Origin of the sequence: Moraxella nasibovis (assembly GCF_029581575.1) — a bacterium.
GTDB classification, from domain to species: Bacteria; Pseudomonadota; Gammaproteobacteria; order Pseudomonadales; family Moraxellaceae; genus Moraxella; species Moraxella nasibovis.
Genome location: NZ_CP089975.1, coordinates 355,619 through 379,603, shown reverse-complemented (window position 1 = coordinate 379,603; position 23,985 = coordinate 355,619). Strand labels below are relative to the sequence as shown.

Here is a 23,985-nt window from a genome sequence, read left to right as displayed (position 1 = left end):
TGTCATTTTGTACTCAAAAGCCGTGATTTAAGCATGTAGTGCCTTGTAAATGGTGCTCGCCAGCACCTTGCCGATGCCCTTAACGCTGGCGATTTCAAGCTCAGACGCCCCCAAAAGCTGCTGTATGCCGCCAAAGTGATTGAGCAGGTCTCGTCGTCTTTTTTCGCCAAGCCCTGGAATGACTTCAAGCACGGACGAACCCCTTGCCTTATCACGCTTTTTGCGGTGATTGGTGATGGCAAAGCGGTGTGCCTCGTCACGGATGTGCATGATTAGGTGCAGCGCCTTGCTGTCCATCGGCAAATCAATCGGTTCGTGCTCAACGAAATGCAACACCTCAAGCCCTGCCTTTCGCCCCTCGCCCTTAGCGACGCTCACGAGCAAAGTGTCGTCCAGTTTGCCAAGCTCGCTTAGCACTTCTTTGGCGACATTGAGCTGACCCTTGCCACCATCGATGAGCAGCAGATCTGGCAGCTCATGCTTGCTATAACGGCGGTGTAGCACCTGACGCATCGCCGCATAGTCATCGCCTGCTGTGATGTCGTGGATGGCGTATTGGCGGTAGTCTCTCTTGCGTGCGCCGCCTGAGTCGAACACCACGCACGAGCCCACCGCCGCCTCGCCCATGGTATGACTGATGTCAAAGCATTCCACACGGTCGATGGCACGCTCCGAGACGGATTCAAGCACCGATTTTAAGGCGATGAATCTGGCTTTAAGCTCATAATAATCGCTCATCTTAGCGCTAAGGGCGTTGTTGGCATTAAGCTTGGCAAGGCTTAGCCACTCGGCACGGTGCTTTTGTACCCGGTGTTTGATTTGTGTTTTTTTAGCAAATTGCTCACCCAAAAGCTCGCTCATGCTCTCACTGTCCGCCAAAGGCTCGCTGACGATGACCTCCTCTGGCAAGTCATCACTGACCTGAAAATAAAACGACAAGATGAACGCCGCCAGACGCTCCGCATCACTTTCACCACCCACAGCAATCTCGTCAGGAAAATAATTCTTACCACCCAAGACCTTGCCACCACGCACCGTCAAGACATGAATGCAAGTCACGCCTGCTTTATGACTGATGGCAAAGACATCCGCCTCACCAGAGAGTCGAAAGACCGCCTGCCTTGCCTGCATCTCGCTGACCATCGTGATGCGATCACGGTAAAATGCCGCCTGCTCAAAGTTCAAATCCTCCGCCGCCTGCTCCATCTTAGCGACAAGCATCCGCTGTACCTCACCATTTTCCCCACCCAAAAACATCAAGGCGCTTTTGACATCGTCCATGTACTCATCATGGCTGACCATGCCGACACACGGGGCTTTGCAGCGCTTAATTTGATATTCTAGGCAGGGGCGCTTTCTGCTATTAAAATAGCTGTTGGTGCAGTTGCGAATCATGAAAAGCTTCTGCATAAGTAGCAGCGCCTCTTTGGCACCTGTCGCCGATGGGTACGGTCCAAAAAATCGCCCTTCGACATGGTTGCCCTTGCCACGACCAAAGCCCAAGCGGGGAAATTTGTCGGTGGACATGAACACATAAAGATAAGATTTGTCATCACGCAAGATGATGTTATAAGGCGGTTTGTGCGCTTTGATGAGATTTTGTTCGAGCAGCAAAGCCTCCGTTTCACCACGCACGATGATGATCTCGATGTCGTAGATGCGCTGCACGAGCGCCCGAGTTTTGGGGTGTTCAAGCGTCTTGGCAAAGTAGCTGGTGACACGGTTTTTTAAAGATTTTGCCTTTCCCACATACAAAATCTCGCCAGATTTGCCAAGCATTTTGTACACCCCCGGCAGATTTGGCAAGGATTTTAAGAGGGCGTTTAGGTGTGATTTTTTGTCAAATTCTTCATGCTGACTGGCAAATTGTTCGGTCATGGCTACTTCTATTTCATTTTAATCGTTTGCACTAATATGAGGCAAAATCCACCTTTTACAAGCCAATCATGCAACAAAAAACCCTGCCAAATGACAGGGTTTTTAAAATCAGGAAAAATCCGCTCAAATTAAGCGTCTTTTTTTGCGCCCAATTTTTCTTTAATACGCGCAGATTTACCAGAACGGTCACGCAAGTAGTAAAGTTTCGCACGGCGCACATCACCACGACGCTTCACGCTGATGCTGTCGATAAGTGGTGAGTGTAGTTGGAACGCACGCTCTACACCGATACCGCTTGAAATTTTACGCACGGTGAATGATGAGTTCAGACCACGGTTACGCTTAGCGATCACCACGCCTTCAAATGCTTGCAGACGCTCACGGTCGCCTTCACGAACTTTTACTTGTACCACAACAGTGTCGCCTGGTGCGAATGATGGGTGGTCTTTTAGCTGTGCATTTTCGATGTGTTGAACTAGGGGATGTTTATTGCTCATGGCAATCTCCAATCAGACGACATAGGCTAATTTCCCTTTTTTAAAAGTGGTTAAAAGGTCGCATATCGTGTCATTATCATGCAGCGCTTTATTCACTGCCTGCCCAAACCACATGGGCAAAATCTTTGTTATTTTACTAGGATTTGCGATGTTTTTCAAGTAATTTTTACACATCATCCAGCGATTTTAGCCATTTGGCTTGTTCTTTGGTGGGGGTAAATTTTTCCCACAAATCAGGACGGCGTGCTTGGGTGCGTTTGACCTGCTGCAAAAATCGCCATTTGGCAATGTTGGCATGATGTCCTGACAGTAGCACTTCGGGGACTTTTTGACCGTGAAATTCCAAAGGCTTGGTATAATGCGGACAGTCCAAAAGCCCATCAACAAAGCTGTCTTGAAGGGCAGAATGATCATCGCCCATCACAGACGGCAGACGGCGAATGACGCTATCCATGACAATCATCGCAGGTAACTCACCCCCTGTCAGCACATAGTCGCCCACCGAAATCTCGCCATCAACATAGCGCTCAAGCAGACGCTCATCAATGCCTTCATAACGCCCACAAAGCAAAATCATGCCGTCAAGCCCAGCCAATTCAACCACACTCGGCTCATCAAGCGTCTTGCCCTGTGGCGACAGATACAGTACAGGACAGGCGGGCGCAGAGATGTTTTTTTCATCAAAATGCACCTGTGCCAGTGTCTTTGCGTGCAAAATCGCCTTTTCCAGCGGTTCTGCCATCATCACCATGCCTGGCCCACCACCAAAGGTGCGTTCGTCAATGCGTTTGTAATTGTCTGTCGTAAAATCTCTTGGGTTGATGGTATGAATCGCCACCTGACCACGAGACACCGCACGCCCTGTGATGCCAAACTCACGCACCGCCGCAAACATCTGTGGCATGATACTAATTACCGCAAAAAACATCGTCCGCCCCTTATCACATCATCTGCTTTGGCAAATCAAGCCGTCATCAAGCTATCGTCAAGCCATCAATAATCGCTGCCCCACGCCACCAGCATGGTCTGATTCGCCAAATCCACCTTCAACACAATGTCTTTGTGCCACGGAATCAATCTGTCTTCGCCATCAATGCTGTCTTTGGTGGCTTTCACAGAAATGATCTCGTGAGCACCAGTCTCAAACATCTCTTTGATCACGCCCAAAAGCTCGCCTTGTTCATTGATGACGCTCAGCCCCACCAAATCCGACCAATAATATTCATCTTCTTCAAGTGCTGGCAAATTATCCTTATGCACCCAAACGCTCGTGCCATTCATGGTTTCGGCGACATTACGATCAGCGATTTCTACAAAACTTGCCACCAAGCCTGAACCTTGCTCACGCCAATCTTTGACGGTCAAAGGCTTAAAACCTGTCGCCGTCTTCATCCACCAAGGCGACATATCAAACACATCGGCACGGTTGTCCGTCTCACTAAACACCCACAGCCAGCCCTTAATGCCATAAGGTTTTTTTAGGGTGGCAATTTTAATCAGTTCATCAGCAGGTGGCACGCCCACCCCATCACGGCGTAGATTTGGCTTATTCATCATAGTGATTACCATCGTTGGTTGCATTAACCATTAAAGAACAATAAAAAGCGTGCAAAATTTGGCACGGCTTGATTACGATTTTCAATTTGGTTGTAAAAATACGGTTTTTAAAAATACAAAAATCGGTTTGCATTTTAAGTTCTACGAACCTTGCAAACCGATTTTTTAAATGCAAACTTTTGGCAAATGCCAAATATTAAGCAGCTTGCTTAGCTTTTACCAGCTGAGCAACACGATCAGAAGGCTGTGCACCTTTTGCGATCCACGCATTGTAAGCATCTAGGTCAATACGAAAAGTCTCTTCTTGACCACGAGCTAGTGGGTTGAAGAAACCGATTTTTTCGATGTGGCGACCGTCGCGTGCAGCACGCTTGTCAGCAACAACTACTTGATAAAAAGGACGCTTTTTTGCACCGCCACGGGCTAAACGAATCACTACCATGAGAAACTCTCTTTTTGAAAATAAGTAAAAAATTTGTTGCAAGAATTGGGGTAATCGCCTGTTTGTCGCTTTGAGGATGAGCCGATGACAAATCAAGCCATTACAAAGTCAGTAATTATAGCAAAAAATTTTGTGCCTTTCAAAGCAAAATCCAAAAAAATCTGCTGATTTTTGCAAAAAATTATGGCATTTGGTGGATAATTTTAGGATAATTTGACAAATGCCACCGCAAATGCCGTCAGCTGTGGTAGAATTTTAGGCAAATTTGCACCGCATTCACTTTGAGTCAGTCATGAATCATCACCCCAAAAGCCCGCTTGCCAAATTGAGCCACCGCCTGCATTCAAACACTTGGCAGACGATTTTGGTGGTATTTTTTATTGTATTTGTCAGTGTCATGCTGTCGTTGTGGCTATTTTGGCGCAGTCTTTATTTGCCAGAATTAAAGAGCCATGCCAGCTATTTGGCGAGCGAATTAAAGCTGTTTGATGAGGCACGCAGCAAGTGGGCGGACAATCCTGAAACGCTAGCTTGGCTTGAAAATCACAGCCACATTCAGCTCATCGACGACCCAAGTCAATTTCCCGATGTGACGGATAAATTTTTTGCAGGTCACATCACCGACATTCTCGCCCAAGAAGTACAAAATGAGCTGGGGCGTGAGGTGAAAGTGTATTTTAAATTCAAGCCCACGCCCAAGCTTTGGGTGCAAGACAGTAAACACCCTGATGTTTGGCTACGAGAGCCTGTGGCATATTATTCGCAGTACAGCACAGGGCTTTTGGTGGTATTTTTGCTGGGTTTGCCAGTTTTGACACTCTTGACGATTTTTGTGCTGGTGCGAGGGCTAAATCGACCACTAAAACGCCTTGAAAAAGCTGCCATCCATTACATTCAAGATGGACATGCCACCACGCTTGCCACCAACAAAGGTCCACGAGAAATCCGCAGAGTCAATACCGCCTTTAATCAGCTGTTCACCACCCTAAGCCAAGCCCAAAAAGAACGCACCATCATGCTCGCTGGCATCAGCCACGACCTGCGCACGCCCTTGACCAGAATGCGACTGACGGCAGAAATGCTGCCCGATGAGTTTTTCCGTGAGGGCTTGGTGTATGACATTGAGGACATGGACGCCATTTTGGAGCAGTTCATTTCATTCATGAAAGACGGCTCGGACGAGGCGGTGCGTCCCACCAATTTGAACACCATTTTTAAAGAAGTGATGGTGCAGTTTTCAGGCACTCGTTTCATTCTTGAAAGTCAAATTGACCAAGATGTGTCTGTGCGCCCTTTATCCATCAAACGCCTCATTATCAATCTGGTCAATAACGCCATACGCTATGGTCGAGAGCCAATCCATCTTGGCGCAAGCATCGCCGCCCCCGTCAGCGATGTCGATGACGAGTTCAGCCTTGATCAGCCACACGCCAAATACCCCATGCTCATCATTTATGTCAAGGACGAAGGCGATGGCGTGGCAGAGGATCAACTAGAACGCATCATGCAGCCATTTGAGCGAGGCGAGACGGCTCGCACCACTCAAGGCAGCGGTCTGGGGCTTGCCATCGTCAGTCGCATCGCACGCCTTCATCAAGGGACGGTTGAGGCGATGAATCATCCTGATGGCGGACTGTATGTCTGCGTTAAAATCCCACTCATCACCCAGATCGTCAATGATCACGAAGATGAGGAATGAGACAAACTGTCACAATCACGCCGCTCACCACATCAAGCTTACAGCAATGCAAGGCTTGTAAAGGTCGGATAAATCGCCATCAAGCCTAAGAATGCGGCGGCAAATTTTATGTCGATTTTCCGTTAAATTTGAAGTTTTTTGGGAAGTTGGCGGTGGCAAATTAAAAAACGGGCAAAAATGCCCATTTTATGTTCAGATTTTTGCGCAGATTTTGCTCAAGTTATCTACTTATCTTCGCCAATCACAACTTTATCTGCTTTGGCTTGGGTCATCTCATCAGCTGCGATGGTGACGCCCGCTTGTTTGGCTGGCCAATCCATGACAAATCGTGCGCCTTTTAGAGTGGGGCTTTCGTCCACTTTTAAATTGGCATTAAACCAAAAAGCAATGCGAGAGACGATGGATAAGCCCAAGCCATAGCCGCCAGAGGCACGGGTGCGACTGTCATCAAGACGAGCAAAAGGTACGAACACCTTTTCACGGTCTTCTTCTTTGATGCCGTGTCCATCATCTTCCACGCTGACAAAGGCTCGCCCTTTCACCACCCCTGCGCTGATTAAAATCGTACTTTCAGCATAGCGCATGGCATTGCCTGCCAGATTTTGTACCACACGGTGTAGATAGCGCCTATCTGCCATCGCCTGTGCTTTGGGGGATGACAGCTGAATCTGCACCCGAATGTCTTTGCCCAAGGCATTGGTCTCTCGCTCAATCTGCTCAACGAGTTCTTGCAAATTGACCATCTCCCAATCCATCTTCGGTGCGCCCTCTTCAAGCTTGGCATAAGTCAAAATCTCGTCAATCAGCTCGTTAAGCGCCTCGATGTCCTCATCAATGTACTGTTTTTGAAACTGTCTGGATTCATAATCATCATCATCGGCAAGCATATCCACGGCAAAACGGATGCGTGCCACTGGTGTGCGTAATTCATGCGACACCGCACGAGTCAGCTCTCGCTGCGCATCGATCAGCCGCTTGATGTGCTGAGTCATGGCATTGAATGTCGATGACAGGCGAGAAATGTCATCATGACCGACGACCTGCACTTTGGTGTTAAAATCACCTTGCGTCACTCGATTGACCCCAGCCTGTAAAAGCTGTAAGCGCCGCTCAAGCGGGAAAATCAGCCCGTACACGCCCAGACTGACGAGCAAAATACAAATCAAAACCATGCTAATGATGAGATTGAGCGGAAACCAATTAAACAGATCCACAGGTCCCACCACGATCGCCTCGCCTTCCACCTCGGTTGCCACCACCAGCGTGATGAGCGAATTTTGCACGCCATCGCCATCTTCGTATAAGATCACTGGCTCGTCTCGGCGCAGTCGTGCAATTTGGCTAGAATCAAGCCCAAGCGACGCCACAGGCTGAATTTGAATGGGATAGGTGAATTTTTGACTCAAAAACTCCAAGCGTTTTTCTTTGGCTTGTCTGGTGGGGTAATAAGACAAATCATCAAGCAAAAAAATCATCAAAGCGCGCACCTGACGCTCATTTACCTGAGAGATTTTTACGGTAATGAGATTGTTTTCATTGGGAATGCGGTGATAGATGGTTGATTCTTTGGTGGCAGGGTCGTAGCGAATGACCGTCTTGTCTTCATTGATGCGGCGAATTTCCTGACCACGAAAGTCCACCAAATGCATGGGAGTGACGCTGAAAGTCTCGCCAAACAAGCGACTGGCATCAGACAGCCAGTACTGGCGGCGATCTTCGTCCTGCTGATGCGCCACACCCTGACTCATCAGATAAAATACTCCTGTGGAGATTTTCTCACGATAGGATTGTAAGCGCTCTTGGTTGATCGCACCAACCAGCAAATAAGTAAAAAAAGCGACTGCCAAACAAACGAGCAAAAGACCCGCATAAATGCGAAAAAAAATACTACGCTCAGCCACAGAAGTCAATGCCATAACAAACTCTACCCCATAAAACAAAAGCCAGCGATCGCCAGCTTTTATTTTCAATCAACTCAGTTGCCTTCTTTGACGAACAAGTAGCCTTTACTACGCACTGTCTTGATGCGCTTTGGATTCTCAGGATCGTCGCCAATCTTTGGACGAATGCGAGAAATGCGCACATCAATCGAGCGATCTTGTCCGTCATATTCAATACCACGCAGACGCTCAAAGATGTCTTCACGAGACAGAATACGACCTGAATTTGAGGCAAGCAGCCAAAGCAAATCATACTCAGCACTGGTAAAGTCCACCAGCTCATCATTCAAAGTCACCGAACGACCGCCGTTATCAATCACCAAATCGCCAAATTCAAGACGCTGAGGCGAGTCCACAGACGGTGCAGTTTCTGAACGGCGAAGTAGCGCACGAATACGCGCCAAAAGCACTCGTGGCTGTGCAGGCTTAGGCACATAGTCATCAGCGCCCATTTCAAGTCCCAAAACCTGATCCATGTCTTCGGTGCGAGCCGTTAGCATCAAAATTGGGTTTTGATAATGTGGGCGCACCTCACGACAAACCGTCAAGCCGTCTGAACCCGGCAACATCACATCAAGCACCACCAAATCTGGCTGCTCACTGATGATGCGACGAATCGCACGAGTGCCATCCATCTCGATGGCGACATCCAAGCCATTACGGCGCAGATAGTCTTGCGTCAGCACAGCCAATCGCTCATCATCCTCGACAATAAGGATTTTTGGAATGTCTTCTTTTTCTAAATTTGGTGTCGTTGTTGTCATGAATCATCCTTAGGCATCAAAAGATGGCTTGGGAAATAGGCACTGATTAAGCACGATTTTTGTATTTTTGAATGGTTTGTAGCTGCGCCACAGATTCAGCCAACGCCGCCAAGGCTGCATTCGTCTGAACGGTGTTGCTTTGGTTGGCAAGCAGCTGCTCTGCGTTGCGACGAGCTTCGGCGATTTTTGCCTCATCCAGGTCGTGAGCACGCTCCGCAGAATCTGCCAATACAGTCACCAAATGTGGCTGCACCTCTAAGACACCACCAGAGACATAAATCACTTCATCCACACCCTCAGAATTTTTTAGGTGCAGCGTGCCCGGCTTTAATAAGGTAATCAATGGCGTGTGCCCTGCAAGAATACCTAGCTCGCCATCATGACCAGCCGCCACCAGCATGTTGATGTCGCCAGCGTACAACTCTTCACGAGCACTTACCACTCGGCATTTAAAAGTTGCCATTATACTCTCCTAAATTAAGCTTAACGATGACAACCGCCGCACTGGGCGATTGTCATGGATTGACTCAAACAATAGTGCTGAGCATCATTAAGCTTATGCTGCTTGTAGCTTCTCAGCTTTGGCAATCGCTTCGTCAATGCCGCCAACCATATAGAATGCTTGTTCTGGCAGGTGATCGTATTCACCTTCGATGATTGACTTAAAGCCTGCGATGGTGTCACGCAATGCCACATATTTACCAGGTGCGCCTGTAAATACTTCTGCCACATGGAATGGCTGTGACAAGAAACGCTGAATCTTACGAGCACGATAAACAACCATCTTATCTTCTTCCGACAGTTCGTCCATACCCAAGATGGCGATGATGTCTTTTAGCTCTTTGTAGCGTTGTAGTACTTCTTGTACACCACGAGCGACATTATAATGCTCTTCGCCGATGACTTGTGGGTCAAGCTGACGAGAGGTTGAGTCTAGTGGATCAACCGCAGGATAGATACCTTGAGATGCGATGTCACGGCTCAATACGACTGTTGCGTCCAAGTGAGCAAAGGTCGTTGCTGGTGATGGGTCGGTCAAGTCGTCCGCAGGTACATAAACTGCTTGTACCGAAGTAATAGAGCCAGACTGAGTAGAGGTAATACGCTCTTGCAAGATACCCATTTCTTCAGCTAGGGTTGGCTGATAGCCTACCGCAGACGGCATACGACCTAGAAGTGCTGATACCTCAGTACCCGCTAGGGTATAACGATAGATGTTGTCCACGAACAGTAGAACATCACGACCTTTGCCAGTGGCTTCGTCTTTTTCGTCACGGAAATATTCAGCCATGGTCAGACCAGTCAAAGCAACACGCAAACGGTTTCCTGGTGGCTCGTTCATCTGACCATATACCATCGCTACTTTCGACTTGGTAAAGTCTTCGGTATTAACAACGCCAGCTTCTTGCATTTCGTGGTAGAAGTCGTTACCTTCACGAGTACGCTCACCCACACCAGCGAATACAGAAAGACCAGAGTGTTTCAAGGCGATGTTATTGATGAGTTCCATCATGTTAACGGTCTTACCAACACCAGCACCACCGAACAGACCAACTTTACCACCCTTAGCAAATGGGCATAGCAAGTCAATCACTTTAATGCCAGTTTCTAGCAGTTCAGTTGAGTTAGATTGTTCGTCATAGCTTGGCGCATCACGGTGAATTGACCATTTTTCAGCGGCATTCACAGGACCAGCTTCATCGATTGGGCGACCAAGCACATCCATGATACGACCCAAAGTCGCTTGACCAACTGGCACAGAGATTGGTGAGCCAGTATTAGAAACCGACAAACCACGCTTTAAACCTTCGGTTGAACCCATGGCAATGGTACGCACCACGCCATCACCCAACTGCTGTTGTACTTCTAGAGTTGTTTCAGTGCCATCAACTTGTAATGCATCAAAAATCTGTGGCACTTGACCACGGCTAAACTCAACGTCAATTACCGCGCCAATAATCTGCACAATACGACCGCTCATTGCGTTCTCCTATAATTCATTGTTCGGCTAAGAAACAGCGGCAGCACCGCCAACGATTTCCGAAATCTCTCGGGTAATCGCCGCTTGACGCAGCTTGTTATAAACCAACTGTAAATCTTTAATTAAATTGCCAGCGTTATCCGTCGCAGCCTTCATTGCCACCATACGGGCTGATTGCTCAGAAGCGATGTTTTCGAGTACCGCTTGATAAACAATAGACTCAATATAGCGAACCATCAAGCTGTCAATCAAGGTCTTGGTGTCTGGCTCATAAATATAATCCCAGCTATGCGACGCATTCATGTCGTCATCAAATGTGCCTTCTGGCAGTGGCACCAGCTGAGTTACTGACGGTTTTTGCGTCATGGCATTGATGAACTGGTTATACACCAAGTAAATGCGATCTAGGCGACCTTCGCTATAATCATCCAACATGACTTGCACTGGGGTGCTAAGCTTCTCATAGCTTGGGCTGTCGCCATAATCTGTCAATACCGAACTTACTTTACCGCCAAAGTTCTTAAAGAAGCTCACGCCCTTAGAACCGATGGCTGCAAATTCAACTTCGACAGACTGGTCTTGATATTGCTTGACCGATTTTAGCAGATTTTTGAACAAGTTGATGTTCAAGCCACCCGCCAAGCCACGGTCTGATGTCACCACAATAAAGCCCACACGATTGACTGGACGGCTTACCATATACGGATGCTTATAATCCGATTGTGCTTGTACCAAATGCGTAATCACTCGGGACATACTTTCGGCATAAGGACGACCCATTTCCATGCGCTCTTGAGCTCGGCGCATTTTACTGGCAGCCACCATTTGCATTGCACGGGTAATCTTTTGAGTGCTTTTAATGCTGGTTACTTTTGCACGTATTTCTTTTAAGCTTGCCATAGTTGTTCCAATACTGGACTTATTCTAAATAAGGTTTGGTGTGCTAAATCTTAGCACACCGTTATTTCTTAGTAGCTGGCTGAGGCTTTAAATGACTCAATCGCTGCTTTTAGACGACCTTCGATGTCATCGTTGTAGTTTGCAGTGCGGTCAATCTCATCCATCAATGCACCTTGCTCTGCACGCAAGTGGCGTAGTAGCGCTTCTTCAAAAGCACCTACTTTCTCAACAGGTACATCAGCCAAGTAGCCTTCGTTTGATGCATAAATCACAGCCGCTTGGTCAGCGATAGACATAGGTGCATACTGCTTTTGTTTCATCAGCTCAGTCACACGCTCACCGTGTTCAAGCTGCTGCTTGGTTGCATCATCAAGGTCAGAAGCAAACTGAGCAAATGCTGCCAATTCACGATACTGAGCTAGAGCCGTACGGATACCGCCTGACAGCTTTTTGATGATCTTGGTTTGAGCTGCACCACCAACACGAGATACCGAGATACCAGCGTTCACCGCAGGACGGATACCTGAGTTGAATAGGTTGGATTCAAGGAAAATCTGACCGTCAGTAATAGAGATCACATTGGTAGGTACGAATGCTGATACGTCACCTGCTTGCGTTTCGATGATTGGCAAGGCAGTCAAAGAACCAGTTTTACCTTTTACTTCGCCGTTAGTAAATGCTTCTACATAGTCAGCATTCACACGAGAGGCACGCTCCAATAGGCGAGAATGTAGATAGAAAACATCGCCCGGATACGCTTCACGCCCTGGTGGACGGCGTAGTAGTAGCGAGATTTGACGATAAGCAACCGCTTGCTTAGACAGATCATCATAAACGATCAATGCATCTTCACCACGATCACGGAAGTATTCACCCATCGTACAGCCTGAGTAAGGTGCGATGTATTGAAGTGCCGCAGGCTCAGAAGCAGACGCCACAACAACAGTAGTATAAGCCAATGCGCCAGTCTCTTCTAGCTTACGCACCACATTAGCGATGGTAGAGCGTTTTTGACCGATGGCAACATACACACATTTGATGCCAGAATCTTTTTGAGCGATGATGGCGTCGATGGCGAGTGCTGTTTTACCAGTTTGACGGTCGCCAATGATAAGCTCACGCTGACCACGACCAATAGGAATCATGGTATCAACCGCTTTATAACCAGTCATTACAGGTTCATCAACTGATTGACGAGCGATAACGCCTGGGGCGATCTTCTCGACTTTGTCAGTCAGTTTGGCGTTGATTGGACCTTTGCCGTCAATTGGGTTGCCCAATGCATCAACGACACGACCCAGTAGCTCAGGACCTACTGGAACTTCCAAAATACGACCTGTGCAATATGCTTTTTGACCTTCTTGTAGGCTTAGGTAGTCGCCTAGGACAACCGCACCCACTGAATCTTGTTCAAGGTTCAATGCCATACCATAGACATTGCCTTCAAACTCAATCATCTCGCCATACATGGCTTCTTCTAAGCCATGAATCTGCACAATACCATCCGAGACACTGACGATTACGCCTTCAGTTTTTGCAGTTGCGCTGACGTCAAGGTCTTGAATACGCTGCTTAATCAGATTGCTGATTTCAGCTGGATTCAATTGTTGCATTGCCTTGTTTCCTTTAAAATGTCAAGCTGCCGCTCATGCGGTCAGTTGAGTCTTTAATTGTTGTAACTTACCACGCACCGAGCCATCGGTAAACTTGTCGCCCACTTTAATAGTTGCGCCGCCCAATAATGCTGGATCCACTGCTTCATGCAGAATGACGATCGAGCCTGTTGAGATGGCAAGGCGCTCTTGCAAGGTTTCACGCTGGGCTTCAGTTAGGGGATAGGCTGAAGTAACGTAAGCGTCAACCTGTTTTAGCTCTTGTGATTTTAGTTTGCTGTAATGAGTATGGATTTCAGGCAATAAAGCCAGTCTATCATGCTCTGATAACTGCTTGGTAAAATTCACCAATGCGTCAGAAGATTGAGCTGCCGTTTGTGAGCCATAGACATCATTCAAAACGGCAGTCTTTTGCTCTGCAGAAATGGCTGGATTGCTTAGTAATGAAGAAAAAGACTCATCACGCACAATACTGCTTGTAACCAATAGGAAATTTTCCCATTCATTGATCACATTATGCTCTTTAGCATAGTCGAACGCCGCTTTGGCATAAGGTCTTGCTAAGGTAGATAGTTCAGCCATGATTTCCTCTAATTACAGCTTAGCCGCAAGCTGGTTTAGCATGTCAGCATGTTCTTGTTCATTGACTTTGCTTTGCAAAATCTTTTCTGCACCAAGGACTGCTAAGTGAGCAACCTGAGAACGAAGTTGTTCACGAGTTTGAGCAGCTTCTTGCTCAACGGTTGCATGAGCCTGTGCAATGATGCGCTCGCCTTCTAAGCGAGCTTGCGCCTTCGCATCTTCGATCATTTGATTGGCAGTTTTATTCGCACGCTCAATGATAGAAGCAGCTTCAAACTTGGCAGCAGCAAACTCTTGCTCTACTTGCTGCTCGGCAGAAGCTAAGTCTGCTTTGGCTTTCTCGGCGGCGTTTAAGCCTTCCTCGATTTTTCTTTGGCGCTCATTGATGGCGCCGATCAGTGGCGGCCATACGAATTTCATGCAAAACAACACGAAAATCGCAAAGCTAATCAACTGACCGAGAAGTGTAGCATTAATATTCATCCAATCACCTCGTTGTTAGTGAAAGTCAGGTGATAGCCAATTCTAGGTCGCTTCATTGAAGATCAAATCTGCGACCAGAAATGGGCGTTAAACTGACGGTTTCAGCTTATGCGAATGGGTTGGCGAATAGAAGTAGCATGGCGATACCAACACCGATCATTGGTACAGCATCCAGAAGACCTGCCACGATGAACATTTTGGTTTGAAGTTGAGAACCTAGTTCTGGTTGGCGAGCGGTACTTTCTAGGAATTTACCACCTAGTAGAGCAAAACCGATACCGGTAGCTAGTGCGCCAAGACCGATTAGAATAGCCACTGCAAGTAGAGTGTACTGAGCGATTACTGGATCCATGATGTCTCCTTAGACCTATACAAAGGGTTAATTTAAAAAGGGTTTTTGAATTAATGTTCTGATGTTTGTGAGATGAGCGATAGATAAACAATCGTCAACATCATAAACACGAACGCCTGTAAAGTAATAACCAAAATATGGAAGATTGCCCACGGCACTGATAGCGCCCACTGAATCCAAAACGGCATCAAAGCAATCAGGATAAAGATGAGCTCGCCTGCATACATGTTACCGAATAAACGAAGACCGAGCGAGATTGGCTTTGCAAGCAAAGTGACAATTTCTAGCACTAAGTTCACTGGGATAAGCAATGCTTGTAGGATTGGGTTTTTTGCGCTAAATGGATGTAGCGTAAACTCTGCAATAAAACCACCAACGCCTTTATATTTAAGACCAAATCCGATGATTAGGATCAGTACGCCTAGCGCCATACCCAAAGTGATGTTCGGATCTGTTGTTGGGACGATTTTAAAATAGACATGATGTGGATCATGACCCATTGCTGCGCCGATTTTTTGCGCAAGCACTGGAATCCAGTCCACTGGAACCAAGTCCATCAAGTTCATCAAGAAAATCCAGACAAAAATCGTCAAGGATAGTGGTGCGATGAGTTTTGAAGGACCGTTATAAGATTCACGCACGCTATTGTCCACAAAGTCTACAATCATTTCAACGAAAGCTTGTAGCTTGCTTGGCACACCAGAAGTTGCCTTGCGTCCTACTGCCCAAAACAGCGCACAAAAAAAGATACCCAAGCCAATAGCCCATAGCATTGAGTCCAAATGAATGGCCTTAAAGCCCATTTCTGCGGCTTCAGCGGCATCATGAGCCACTTTCCAACCATGCTCTGGGTGATGACCAAAAGTCCAGTTGGTTAAGTGGTGAGCGATATAATCTGAAGATGTCTGTTCGGCTGCCATAATAAGCTTCTTATTTTAAGTCAAACAAAAAGATTCGGTGCTAAACACCTAATCAGAACGAAAATCCATGATAAACATCAAAGACAACTGAATGTCGCCGACTTAACACTTATCTGAATTTAAGACACCATTTACTCATTTTTCATCATTCAAGCTGATGAATGATGAAATCGCAATAAATCGTATCAAAAAATTACATTCATATCTAACTGACTATCTTACTTTACTCAAAGCTATATGTAAAGGGTAAATATGAATTTTCTTACTGAAATTTTACAATTTAAGGTAATTTTTGGTAAAAATCAGCTTAAATTATAAAAACGACATCATTCACAAGCCATCGCATTTTTGCGTAACCATTAAGAATTATCACCAAAAATAATAAATCAAGCGACGAATCTTATTGGCTTGCTTAAAAATTATCAGCTCTTTAAATCAGCGAACCTTCATCAAGCCGACCAAACAGCACAGCTGCATGACAAAATAAGCGGCGGCGACAAGAGCGGCATGGATGGGCTTAGCATAAATGAAAATCAGCGCAAAACCTGCCAAAGTAATGAGCCATTTTAGCATCTGACCCAGATACATATTCAGCATGACCTGCTGGCGTGCTTTTGCGCCTGTCGTCCGATAAGCCACCCAAGTAAATGTGCCGTGGGCAACAAAATTCAGCACTGCACCAAGTGCCACGCTTTTGGTGATGACCCAGCTGCCCGCCCCGCCACTCATCAGCATCTCTATGGCAGCCGCCAAAGCTGTCATGCCAAGCAGCCACCACACGGCGTGCTTTTGAGCTTGATAGACCTGCTGTTTTTGGCTGCGTCTTGCTGGCGCTGTCATCCGCTTACTCTTGTTTGATTTAAGCCAAGGCGGCAATGCCAAGCCACAAGCCAAAAATACACAAAAAACATATAAACAAAACGCACACCAACAGCCAAACTGTAAACTTATGTGTGCGTAAGCGACTGTATTATAAAAATTTTTAGTGATAATGGCAATAGCAAAAACGCTTTATTTTGCAAAAAATTATCATTATTTTCTAAATAAATGCCAGTCAAATGGGCATAGTCAAAGGCTAAGATGCGGGCTTGGTAGGCTCATGATGAACTCATGTCAATACGATGAACTGGCAGCTCGCCCAGTCACGACGCCCCAGCACAGCGCTGAATCTCGGTGGCAAGCCCAAGCCAGCTTTCGACAAAGTCATCATCATCACTCATGTCTTCTTGACGCACCACAGTTGAGACATTGCCCAGCTTATTGATGATGCCATCTGAGACCTTGCCCTGTGAAGCGATACACATGTGTGCCTTTGGTCTGGTCTTTGACAGGTGTAAAATTTGGCTTGCCTTGGGCGACAGATGATGGTCGGGCGTCAATGCACCAGCAAAGCTAAGCCCCACCGAGCCTTCAAGGTATTGAAAAGCGTCATGATAAGCCCAGTACGGCACGGTTTTGCCATTAAGCGAAATGGACGACACCGCATCGTCCATGCGTGTCTCGAAATCTTTGGCATTTTGGGCATAGAGGGCGGCTTGGTCTGGGTTGGCATGGCTATGAATGACCGCCAGCGCACGCACGATGGCTTTGGCATTTTCTGGATCAAGCCAAATGTGCGCATCAAAACTGTCTGGTTGAGCCGTGCCATCGATGTGACGCAAAGGCAGGCGATGAAACGCATTAAAATCAAACAAAGAAATCGCATTGGGCGCATCTTTGAGTGTATTGATTAGATTTTGTTCAAGCGCACCGCCAAACCACACCACATAATCACTGTCGCTCACCAGCTTCTTGGCACTTGGGCTCAGCTCGCCATGATGCCCCACATCGCCTGCCCCCAACAGTGGCTGCGCAGGATTGCTCTCGCCTGTGACGGCATTAGACAGCAGCAGCAGCGGATAATTACTCACGCTCACCATGCCTGCCTGAGCGGTCATGGCTGCTGTCAGTGCGCACGAGACGGCGACCTTGACAAGCTTTAAAAGGCGTGATGACTTAGGGTTGGTATGAATGTTTGACTGTGATTTCATGTTTAATACTCACTTTTATTTATTTGCTTTTATTTGCTTTAAATGGCTTTTAACCTTTTGACAGGCTTTAAAAAACGCTTTATTTTAAAAATCATCAAAGCGACTTGGAACTAAAATGACCTAAAAATGACGCAAAGTCGAGCTTTCAATTCAATATTTAAAGACCATTTAAAGACGCACTTTACAAAAATTGTTTTTTGGTAAATGGCAATTTTATCGCAAAAATTCTAAAAAAAAACATGCTACATTATAACTCAATTATTGATGATATTCATAGATGATAACTAATTTTTACTTTCATTATTGACAATTTTTAAACATAAAAATAAGTTTTAATCATGGGAAAAACACAATCCGTAAGGTATAATGTAGCTTTTGATGATTTTTCAAGATTCATCATTTTTAGTGCAAACTTCGACAGCAGCTCATCAAGCTCATCACATATCGTAAATTTTAGTCAATAAAGAATACAAACACCATGACAACATCACATCACGCCTGCGCTTGCGACCACCATCACAATGTCCATCATCACGATGTCAATGAACGCCTGCTTGAAGCCAAGGCGCATTGCGAGGCTCAAGGCGTGCGTTTTACACCACTGCGTGAAGAGGTGTATGCCTTGATTTTGGCATCGGATAAGCCTGTGGGTGCTTATGATCTCATCAGCGCCTTGCAGCTGTCACGCCAAGAAAGTGGCGCTACCAGTAAAAATATCGCCCCGCCGACCATCTACCGCTCGCTGGATTTTTTGTTGAATGAAGGCTTGATCCATCAGCTCAGCTCGCTCAACGCCTATGTGCCATGCTGTCATCCACGCTCCAAGCACGCAGCGGCATTTTTGATCTGCCAGTCTTGTCAAAAAGTGGAAGAATGCAGCAATCTGCCTGTTGATGGCATCATCAGCTTTGCCAAAGATGACGCAAGATTTGCCGTCGACCATACCGTCATTGAGCTAAAAGGCGTGTGCCGTGACTGCCAAGGGTGAAGTGCTATTAAGCCTAAAAAACATCAGCTACCAAGTGGCGGATGCAACCTTACTAAACGCAGTCTCGCTCGATTTGTACAAAGGCGAGATGGTCAGTCTCATTGGTCCAAATGGGGCGGGCAAATCCACCTTAGTAAAGCTGATCTTAGGCTTATTAAAACCAACCTCTGGACACATTCATCGCAGCAGCACCCACCTAAGCTATGTACCGCAGCGATTTGGCGTGCCTGAGATTTTGCCTTTACAGGTCAAAGATTTGCTTGCTCAAGCCCATAAAAAACGCTTGACTGGCGACCAAAAAGCTTTCATCTTGGACAAACTTGCCATCGCCCCACTCATCAATAAGCAAATGCACCATCTGTCAGGCGGCGAAACTCAGCGAGTGCTATTGGCTCGTGCGTTACTAGATAAGCCCGAGCTACTCATCTTGGACGAACCCATGCAGGGGCTAGATCCTGATACAGAAAACTGGCTGTATCATTTTATTGATGAGTTGCCAGAATTTTTGGCGTGTGCGATGCTGGTCGTGTCGCATGATTTACACTGGGTAATGAAAGGCTCACGCCGAGTGATTTGCCTAAATAAGCACATCTGCTGTCAAGGCGTGCCCAGTCAGATTGCCCTAGCCCCTGAATTTACTCGCTTGTTTGGGCATTATCAGCCATACATTCATCATCACGACCACTGCCAGCACACGGACGATTGCCACCATCATCATTCACATACACACAGCGCAGGTACATCATGACCGAATGGCTCCCCATCATCGCCCCTGCGTGGATTGCAGGCTCACTACTTGCCCTATTGTCCGCACCGCTTGGCTGTTTGGTGCTGTGGCGACGCATGGCGTTTTTTGCTGATACTTTGGCACACGGCGCGTTATTGGGCGTGGCGTTTGCCGCTTGGCTACACCTCCCTGCTGACTTTGGCATTGGCTTGGTCAGTCTGCTGGTGGTGGCGACTTTGGTATTTTTAAATGAACGCCGTCTACCAAGCGATGCTACTTTGTCGGTGATGGCAGCGACTTTACTGTGTCTAGGACTACTGACACTAACCCAGCTGACCCAGCAACAAGCTAATGTGCTTGGTTTTTTGTTTGGTAGCCTGCTTGATGTGGATTGGGCGGATTTGCCTCGCTTGGGTTTCTTGATTGTCTTAGGTGGGGGATTTTTGCTGTGGATTTGGGACGCTCAGGTGAAACTTGCCACTTCTGAAGCACTCGCTCGCATTGCAGGCATCAGCCCATTACAGCAGCAGGTTTTTTTCATGGGCTTGTTGGCAGGTTTTTGTGCCATCGCCCTACAAGCAGTCGGTAGCCTGCTCATCAGCGGGCTACTCATTTTACCTGCCCTGACCGCACGCCTGCTTGCCGTCTCGCCACGCCAAATGGTCATCATCGCCATGATTTTGGCACAAGTTGGCGTAACTGCTGGCGTCTGGGGCAGTGTTTGGCTTGATGTGCAGACAGGGCTTGCCATTGTTCTGACTTTGGCGATAGGGTTTTTCATTGTCTTTGGCACACAAAAACTTGCCAAAAAATCCGCCAAATAACCAAAATAACCATCAATCATGCAGCACATTTCATACAGCGACACATTGCACAGCGACAAAGACAGCTTTGCCATCGCTCAGATCAGCGATTTGCATTTGTCAGAACACAACCCCAAAAGTTTTGAGCAATTTTTGGCGGTGCTGGATTTGGCTTTGACGCACCAGCCTGATTTGCTACTTTTGACTGGCGATTTGGTCAATGATGGCGTGAGTGAAGTTTATGATTGGTTATTTGCCATTTTAAAAAATACAGGCATTCCCTTTTTGTGCTTGGCGGGCAATCACGATGTTACGCAGGAAATTGGGCATGATTTGCCTTTTGATGAGCGAACCTTTCGCCCCATCGCCAAAGACGAGCGATTGATTGACACTCATCGCCTTACCATAAAACTTCCCCACGCCACTTGGCAAATTTTGGTGGTCAATTCTGCCATCAATGGGCAGATTTATGGACGGCTTGACGATGAGAGTTTGGATTTTTTAAAAACAAATCTGTCGAACCATCTGCCTACCATCATCGCCATGCACCACCACCCCCACCCTGTCGGCTCGGCGTGGATTGATGAATATCGACTAAAAAATGCCGATGAATTCTGGCGGACGCTTGCCACTTTTGACAATGCCAAAGCCATACTGTGCGGACATGTACACCAAACGCACAGCCTGATGGTGCAGGGCGTAGCGCTTGACACCTGCCCTGCCACTTCTCGGCAGTTTGCACCGCACCGAGATGAATTTGCCATCGATGATATTGCCGCAGGCTTTCGTTTGATACAAATTTGCAACAAAAAAACGCTGGTAACTTGTGTCAAAAGAGTCCAAAATTAGGCGGTTTATTTTTTGCTTCATTTTTACTTACTCGCCCAAAGAGACACTGATTGGCAAAATCCAAACTCATCAAAGCCTTAAAAAACTTGCAAACACACTTAGCCTACACTGAGTTAAGTTTAGCCTTATGGGCATTTGGGACTCATCAGCATGTAGGGTTGATTTTTATTTTCGGCGATGCTGCTGCGCTTTTGTATCGCCATTCACCAAGCCACCAAAAAGGTGCATTTTGAAGGACAGACAGCGATGACCACCAAGACTTTCTCGCCGTACGAGCCAGCCAAAGACGAAGAATATATGTCAGATGCACAACTGGCACATTTCCAAGCGATGCTACTTGCATGGAAAGAAGAACTCATGTCAGAAGCCGAGCGCACCAAGGACTACATCAACGAAGAAACAGGCGCCATGGCAGACATCAACGACCGTGCCACCCAAGAAGAAGAATTTGCCCTAGCACTACGCACCCGAGACCGTGAGCGCAAACTGATTCGTAAAATCGACAAATCACTTGCCGAAATCCAAACTGGCGACTATGGCTACTGCGAAACTTGTGGCACAGAAATCGGTCTAAAACGCCTAGAAGCCCGCCCAACCGCCACGCAGTGCATCGACTGCAAGACGCTCTCTGAGATGAAAGAAAAGCAAAATCTGGGCTGATTGCGCATTAAATTGATAAATTAACTTCGTCGTTCATTGACAAATTTGTTAGACCAGATTCATGGTAAATTTACCAAATGCTCGTCCTGTCATTGGGCGTTTTGCCCCATCGCCGACAGGACATCTGCACTTAGGCTCGCTCACGACTGCTGTGGCGAGCTTTTGTCATATCAAATCACTTGGTGGTCGGTGGCTACTTCGCATAGAAGATGTGGATTTTGAGCGGTGCAAGGCAGAATACAGCGCATCCATCTTAGAAGATTTGCAAAATCTGGGCTTGCACTGGGACGGCGAGACGGTTTATCAGTCAAACCGCATGGCGATTTATGAAGAATACATTCACGCACTGCACGCCCAAACTTATGCGTGCCAATGCTCAAGAAAACAGCTGAGCGAGCATTTTCGTCAGCACCCCAAAGATGCCATCTCGCCTGTGATTTTTAGTGAAGTGCTGCGGCAGATGAACGCCACCGAAGGCTTAAACACACCACCCATCTATCCTAGATTGTGCTTACACAGTCATCACGATATTGGGCACCCAGACAGCAAAATCCGCCTATGCCTGCCAGACACGCTGACGGCATTTTTTGATGGCATTCAAGGGGTCGTTTGGGACAATCCTGCCAAGAGTCTTGGCGATGTGGTCATCAAACGCCAAAACGGCATGATTAACTACATCCTTGCTTGTGCCATTGACGATGGCTTACAAAACATCAGCCACATCATGCGGGGGCTCGACATCATGCCCATGACTGTCGCCCAGCTTGCCATCAATCATGCCGCACACCTGCCCACAGCGGATCATTTTTATCATCTGCCGCTACTGCACAATGCAGACGGACAAAAACTCTCCAAACAAAATCTTGCTCAGCCGATCAAGCACGCTCGACCAAGTGAGCTGCTCGTCCATGCTTTGACTTTGCTAAAACAGCCCATCGCAGATGACATGGCAGATGGCACGGTCGGTGAGATATTGCAATTTGCCATCAAGCACTGGGATACAGCGCCACTCATTCATCAAGGCAGTCTTGGTGTGGTGTAGTCGGCAGCTTGGGAAAGGGCTGGCTTGGTTTAGGCAATTTGGTTTAGATGATTTGGCATTTTCGCTCGTTTTTAGTAGCTTATTCTAGTAGCTCATTCTTAGTAATTGCGGCTTTGCCCCATGCGCTCGATGTGGGCGCTTTCTTTATCAACTTTCAAAATCAGCCCAATCATCATCATACTCACCAACAGCGCCGAGCCACCATAGCTATAAAACGGCAGCGTCAGACCCTTGGTGGGTAGCATACCCATGTTCATGCCTGCATTGATGAAAACCTGCCCAAACAGCACCGCCGCAAAGCCCATCACCATGTAGCTAAGACGCAGCTGACGGCGTTTGAGCGCCGCATAGCTGATGACAAGCACAGACAGCACCACCAGCGCTTCAAGCAGCAGCACAAACGCCACGCCAAAAAAACCCAGCTCCTCACCTGTAATCGCCAAGATAAAGTCGGTGTGCGCCTCAGGCAAGTGCGACAGTTTTTGGACGCTGTCGCCATAGCCCACCCCCGTCAGCTGCCCTCGCCCAAAAGCAATCAGACTGCGAGACAGCTGAAAGTCGGTGTCTTGAATGTCATCAAACGGATCCCAAAAAGACAGCAGTCGCTCACGGCGATAGCCTGCAAACCAAATGCCAAGCACCCCAATGGTCAAAGCGATGGTAAAAATCACTGCGTAATCTTTTAGTGGTGAGCCACCAACCCAAGCAATGACCAGCAAAGTCGCCACAATCACGGCGCTCGACCCATAGTCAGGCTGAAAAATCAAAAACATCAATATCGGCAAATACCACGCAAACAGTCGCCACCCTGTAAAGATACTGCCACGCATGTCCGCAGAACGCCGCACGACATATTCTGCCGCCACCATCACCATCACCATCTTGGCAAACTCCGCCGCCTGCAAACTAAATCCAGCGACACTCAGCCAGCGCCTTGAACCATTGATGGGCACAGCAAATATCGCCGTCAGCGCCAATAAGACCATCACCCCAAGCCACAGCACCAAGATATTGCTTAATTTGCAATAAATCTTCAACGGCAGCTGATACACCACAAATGCCGCCACAAGCCCGATACCAATATAAAACAGCTGCGACCAAAAAAATCGCATGGGATACAGCCCCTTATTTAAGGCAAAAGGAATGGACGCTGATGCAATCATGAGCAAACTCAATGACAGCAAAAGTCCTAAGCAGACGATGAGCGTCGTGCGTGCCGATGGCAGATTTAAAGTGGATAGCTTTTGAAAAAATGCGGGCATGAGTGATACTTTGAAA

26 protein-coding genes are annotated in these 23,985 nt (G+C 47.2%); 8 read left to right on the top strand and 18 right to left on the bottom strand.

Going from position 1 to position 23,985, the window contains the following annotated elements:
* Window positions 1-27: 27 nt before the first annotated feature.
* The 5 genes from uvrC to rpsP all read right to left on the bottom strand — a co-directional run bounded on the left by uvrC (window position 28) and on the right by rpsP (window position 4,374).
* On the bottom strand, window positions 28-1,878 hold the full coding sequence (uvrC, locus tag LU290_RS01680) for an excinuclease ABC subunit UvrC (RefSeq protein WP_277808843.1): 1,851 nt from the start codon (window positions 1,876-1,878) through the stop codon (window positions 28-30).
* 128 nt (window positions 1,879-2,006) lie between these two features.
* Complete coding sequence (gene rplS, locus LU290_RS01675) at window positions 2,007-2,375, bottom strand: 50S ribosomal protein L19 (RefSeq protein WP_277808842.1); 369 nt, start codon at window positions 2,373-2,375, stop codon at window positions 2,007-2,009.
* 166 nt (window positions 2,376-2,541) lie between these two features.
* Window positions 2,542-3,303 carry a tRNA (guanosine(37)-N1)-methyltransferase TrmD gene (gene trmD / locus LU290_RS01670; RefSeq protein WP_277808841.1) on the bottom strand — a complete coding sequence of 254 codons (762 nt, stop codon included), beginning with the start codon at window positions 3,301-3,303 and terminating at the stop codon, window positions 2,542-2,544.
* 65 nt (window positions 3,304-3,368) lie between these two features.
* Window positions 3,369-3,929: a ribosome maturation factor RimM gene (gene rimM, locus LU290_RS01665; RefSeq protein WP_277809530.1), complete on the bottom strand. Its 561-nt coding sequence runs from the start codon at window positions 3,927-3,929 to the stop codon at window positions 3,369-3,371.
* Window positions 3,930-4,128: 199 nt separating this feature from the next.
* The gene (rpsP, locus tag LU290_RS01660) at window positions 4,129-4,374 is read right to left on the bottom strand and encodes a 30S ribosomal protein S16 (RefSeq protein ID WP_078276643.1); all 246 of its coding nucleotides are present in this window, start codon (window positions 4,372-4,374) and stop codon (window positions 4,129-4,131) included.
* 292 nt (window positions 4,375-4,666) lie between these two features.
* Here rpsP and LU290_RS01655 point away from each other — a divergent pair, with 292 nt between their 5' ends.
* Window positions 4,667-6,073, top strand: coding sequence for an ATP-binding protein (locus LU290_RS01655; RefSeq protein ID WP_277808840.1), 1,407 nt, complete (start codon window positions 4,667-4,669; stop codon window positions 6,071-6,073).
* Window positions 6,074-6,297: 224 nt separating this feature from the next.
* Here LU290_RS01655 and LU290_RS01650 read toward each other — a convergent pair whose 3' ends face one another.
* The 12 genes from LU290_RS01650 to LU290_RS01595 all read right to left on the bottom strand — a co-directional run bounded on the left by LU290_RS01650 (window position 6,298) and on the right by LU290_RS01595 (window position 17,638).
* Window positions 6,298-7,989: an ATP-binding protein gene (locus LU290_RS01650; protein ID WP_277808839.1), complete on the bottom strand. Its 1,692-nt coding sequence runs from the start codon at window positions 7,987-7,989 to the stop codon at window positions 6,298-6,300.
* 59 nt (window positions 7,990-8,048) lie between these two features.
* On the bottom strand, window positions 8,049-8,777 hold the full coding sequence (locus LU290_RS01645) for a response regulator (RefSeq protein ID WP_277808838.1): 729 nt from the start codon (window positions 8,775-8,777) through the stop codon (window positions 8,049-8,051).
* Between the two features lie 46 nt (window positions 8,778-8,823).
* Window positions 8,824-9,240: a F0F1 ATP synthase subunit epsilon gene (locus tag LU290_RS01640; RefSeq protein WP_277808837.1), complete on the bottom strand. Its 417-nt coding sequence runs from the start codon at window positions 9,238-9,240 to the stop codon at window positions 8,824-8,826.
* Window positions 9,241-9,333: 93 nt separating this feature from the next.
* Complete coding sequence (atpD, locus tag LU290_RS01635; RefSeq protein WP_277808836.1) at window positions 9,334-10,758, bottom strand: F0F1 ATP synthase subunit beta; 1,425 nt, start codon at window positions 10,756-10,758, stop codon at window positions 9,334-9,336.
* 27 nt (window positions 10,759-10,785) lie between these two features.
* On the bottom strand, window positions 10,786-11,658 hold the full coding sequence (gene atpG, locus LU290_RS01630; protein WP_277808835.1) for a F0F1 ATP synthase subunit gamma: 873 nt from the start codon (window positions 11,656-11,658) through the stop codon (window positions 10,786-10,788).
* Between the two features lie 68 nt (window positions 11,659-11,726).
* Window positions 11,727-13,271, bottom strand: a complete 1,545-nt coding sequence (atpA, locus tag LU290_RS01625; RefSeq protein WP_277808834.1) for a F0F1 ATP synthase subunit alpha — start codon at window positions 13,269-13,271, stop codon at window positions 11,727-11,729.
* Window positions 13,272-13,304: 33 nt separating this feature from the next.
* Window positions 13,305-13,853, bottom strand: a complete 549-nt coding sequence (locus LU290_RS01620; RefSeq protein WP_277808833.1) for a F0F1 ATP synthase subunit delta — start codon at window positions 13,851-13,853, stop codon at window positions 13,305-13,307.
* A 12-nt stretch (window positions 13,854-13,865) separates the two neighbouring features.
* Window positions 13,866-14,336 carry a F0F1 ATP synthase subunit B gene (locus LU290_RS01615; RefSeq protein ID WP_277808832.1) on the bottom strand — a complete coding sequence of 157 codons (471 nt, stop codon included), beginning with the start codon at window positions 14,334-14,336 and terminating at the stop codon, window positions 13,866-13,868.
* Window positions 14,337-14,442: 106 nt separating this feature from the next.
* Window positions 14,443-14,688: a F0F1 ATP synthase subunit C gene (atpE, locus tag LU290_RS01610; RefSeq protein ID WP_277808831.1), complete on the bottom strand. Its 246-nt coding sequence runs from the start codon at window positions 14,686-14,688 to the stop codon at window positions 14,443-14,445.
* Window positions 14,689-14,738: 50 nt separating this feature from the next.
* Window positions 14,739-15,608 (bottom strand): F0F1 ATP synthase subunit A, encoded by an 870-nt coding sequence (gene atpB, locus LU290_RS01605; RefSeq protein WP_277808830.1) that lies wholly within the window; start codon window positions 15,606-15,608, stop codon window positions 14,739-14,741.
* A gap of 435 nt (window positions 15,609-16,043) precedes the next feature.
* Window positions 16,044-16,448: an ATP synthase subunit I gene (locus LU290_RS01600; RefSeq protein ID WP_277808829.1), complete on the bottom strand. Its 405-nt coding sequence runs from the start codon at window positions 16,446-16,448 to the stop codon at window positions 16,044-16,046.
* Between the two features lie 302 nt (window positions 16,449-16,750).
* The gene (locus LU290_RS01595; protein WP_277808828.1) at window positions 16,751-17,638 is read right to left on the bottom strand and encodes a metal ABC transporter substrate-binding protein; all 888 of its coding nucleotides are present in this window, start codon (window positions 17,636-17,638) and stop codon (window positions 16,751-16,753) included.
* Between the two features lie 478 nt (window positions 17,639-18,116).
* Between LU290_RS01595 and LU290_RS01590 the strand changes: the two genes are divergently transcribed.
* The 7 genes from LU290_RS01590 (at window position 18,117) to gluQRS (ending at window position 22,707) form a co-directional block, all read left to right on the top strand.
* Window positions 18,117-18,626: a Fur family transcriptional regulator gene (locus LU290_RS01590; RefSeq protein WP_277808827.1), complete on the top strand. Its 510-nt coding sequence runs from the start codon at window positions 18,117-18,119 to the stop codon at window positions 18,624-18,626.
* The gene (locus tag LU290_RS01585) at window positions 18,610-19,374 is read left to right on the top strand and encodes a metal ABC transporter ATP-binding protein (RefSeq protein ID WP_277808826.1); all 765 of its coding nucleotides are present in this window, start codon (window positions 18,610-18,612) and stop codon (window positions 19,372-19,374) included. The genes LU290_RS01590 and LU290_RS01585 overlap by 17 nt, the downstream gene beginning before the upstream one ends.
* Window positions 19,371-20,177 (top strand): metal ABC transporter permease, encoded by an 807-nt coding sequence (locus LU290_RS01580; RefSeq protein ID WP_277808825.1) that lies wholly within the window; start codon window positions 19,371-19,373, stop codon window positions 20,175-20,177. Before LU290_RS01585 ends, LU290_RS01580 begins: the two co-directional genes overlap by 4 nt.
* Before the next feature lie 18 nt (window positions 20,178-20,195).
* Complete coding sequence (locus LU290_RS01575) at window positions 20,196-21,005, top strand: metallophosphoesterase (RefSeq protein ID WP_277808824.1); 810 nt, start codon at window positions 20,196-20,198, stop codon at window positions 21,003-21,005.
* A gap of 50 nt (window positions 21,006-21,055) precedes the next feature.
* Window positions 21,056-21,238 carry a hypothetical protein gene (locus tag LU290_RS01570; RefSeq protein WP_277808823.1) on the top strand — a complete coding sequence of 61 codons (183 nt, stop codon included), beginning with the start codon at window positions 21,056-21,058 and terminating at the stop codon, window positions 21,236-21,238.
* 13 nt (window positions 21,239-21,251) lie between these two features.
* Window positions 21,252-21,665, top strand: a complete 414-nt coding sequence (gene dksA / locus LU290_RS01565) for an RNA polymerase-binding protein DksA (RefSeq protein ID WP_277808822.1) — start codon at window positions 21,252-21,254, stop codon at window positions 21,663-21,665.
* 61 nt (window positions 21,666-21,726) lie between these two features.
* Entirely contained in the window at window positions 21,727-22,707 is a 981-nt protein-coding gene (gene gluQRS, locus LU290_RS01560) for a tRNA glutamyl-Q(34) synthetase GluQRS (protein WP_277808821.1), read from the top strand.
* Window positions 22,708-22,805: 98 nt separating this feature from the next.
* Here gluQRS and LU290_RS01555 read toward each other — a convergent pair whose 3' ends face one another.
* Window positions 22,806-23,969 (bottom strand): FtsW/RodA/SpoVE family cell cycle protein, encoded by a 1,164-nt coding sequence (locus LU290_RS01555; RefSeq protein WP_277808820.1) that lies wholly within the window; start codon window positions 23,967-23,969, stop codon window positions 22,806-22,808.
* Window positions 23,970-23,985: the final 16 nt, after the last annotated feature.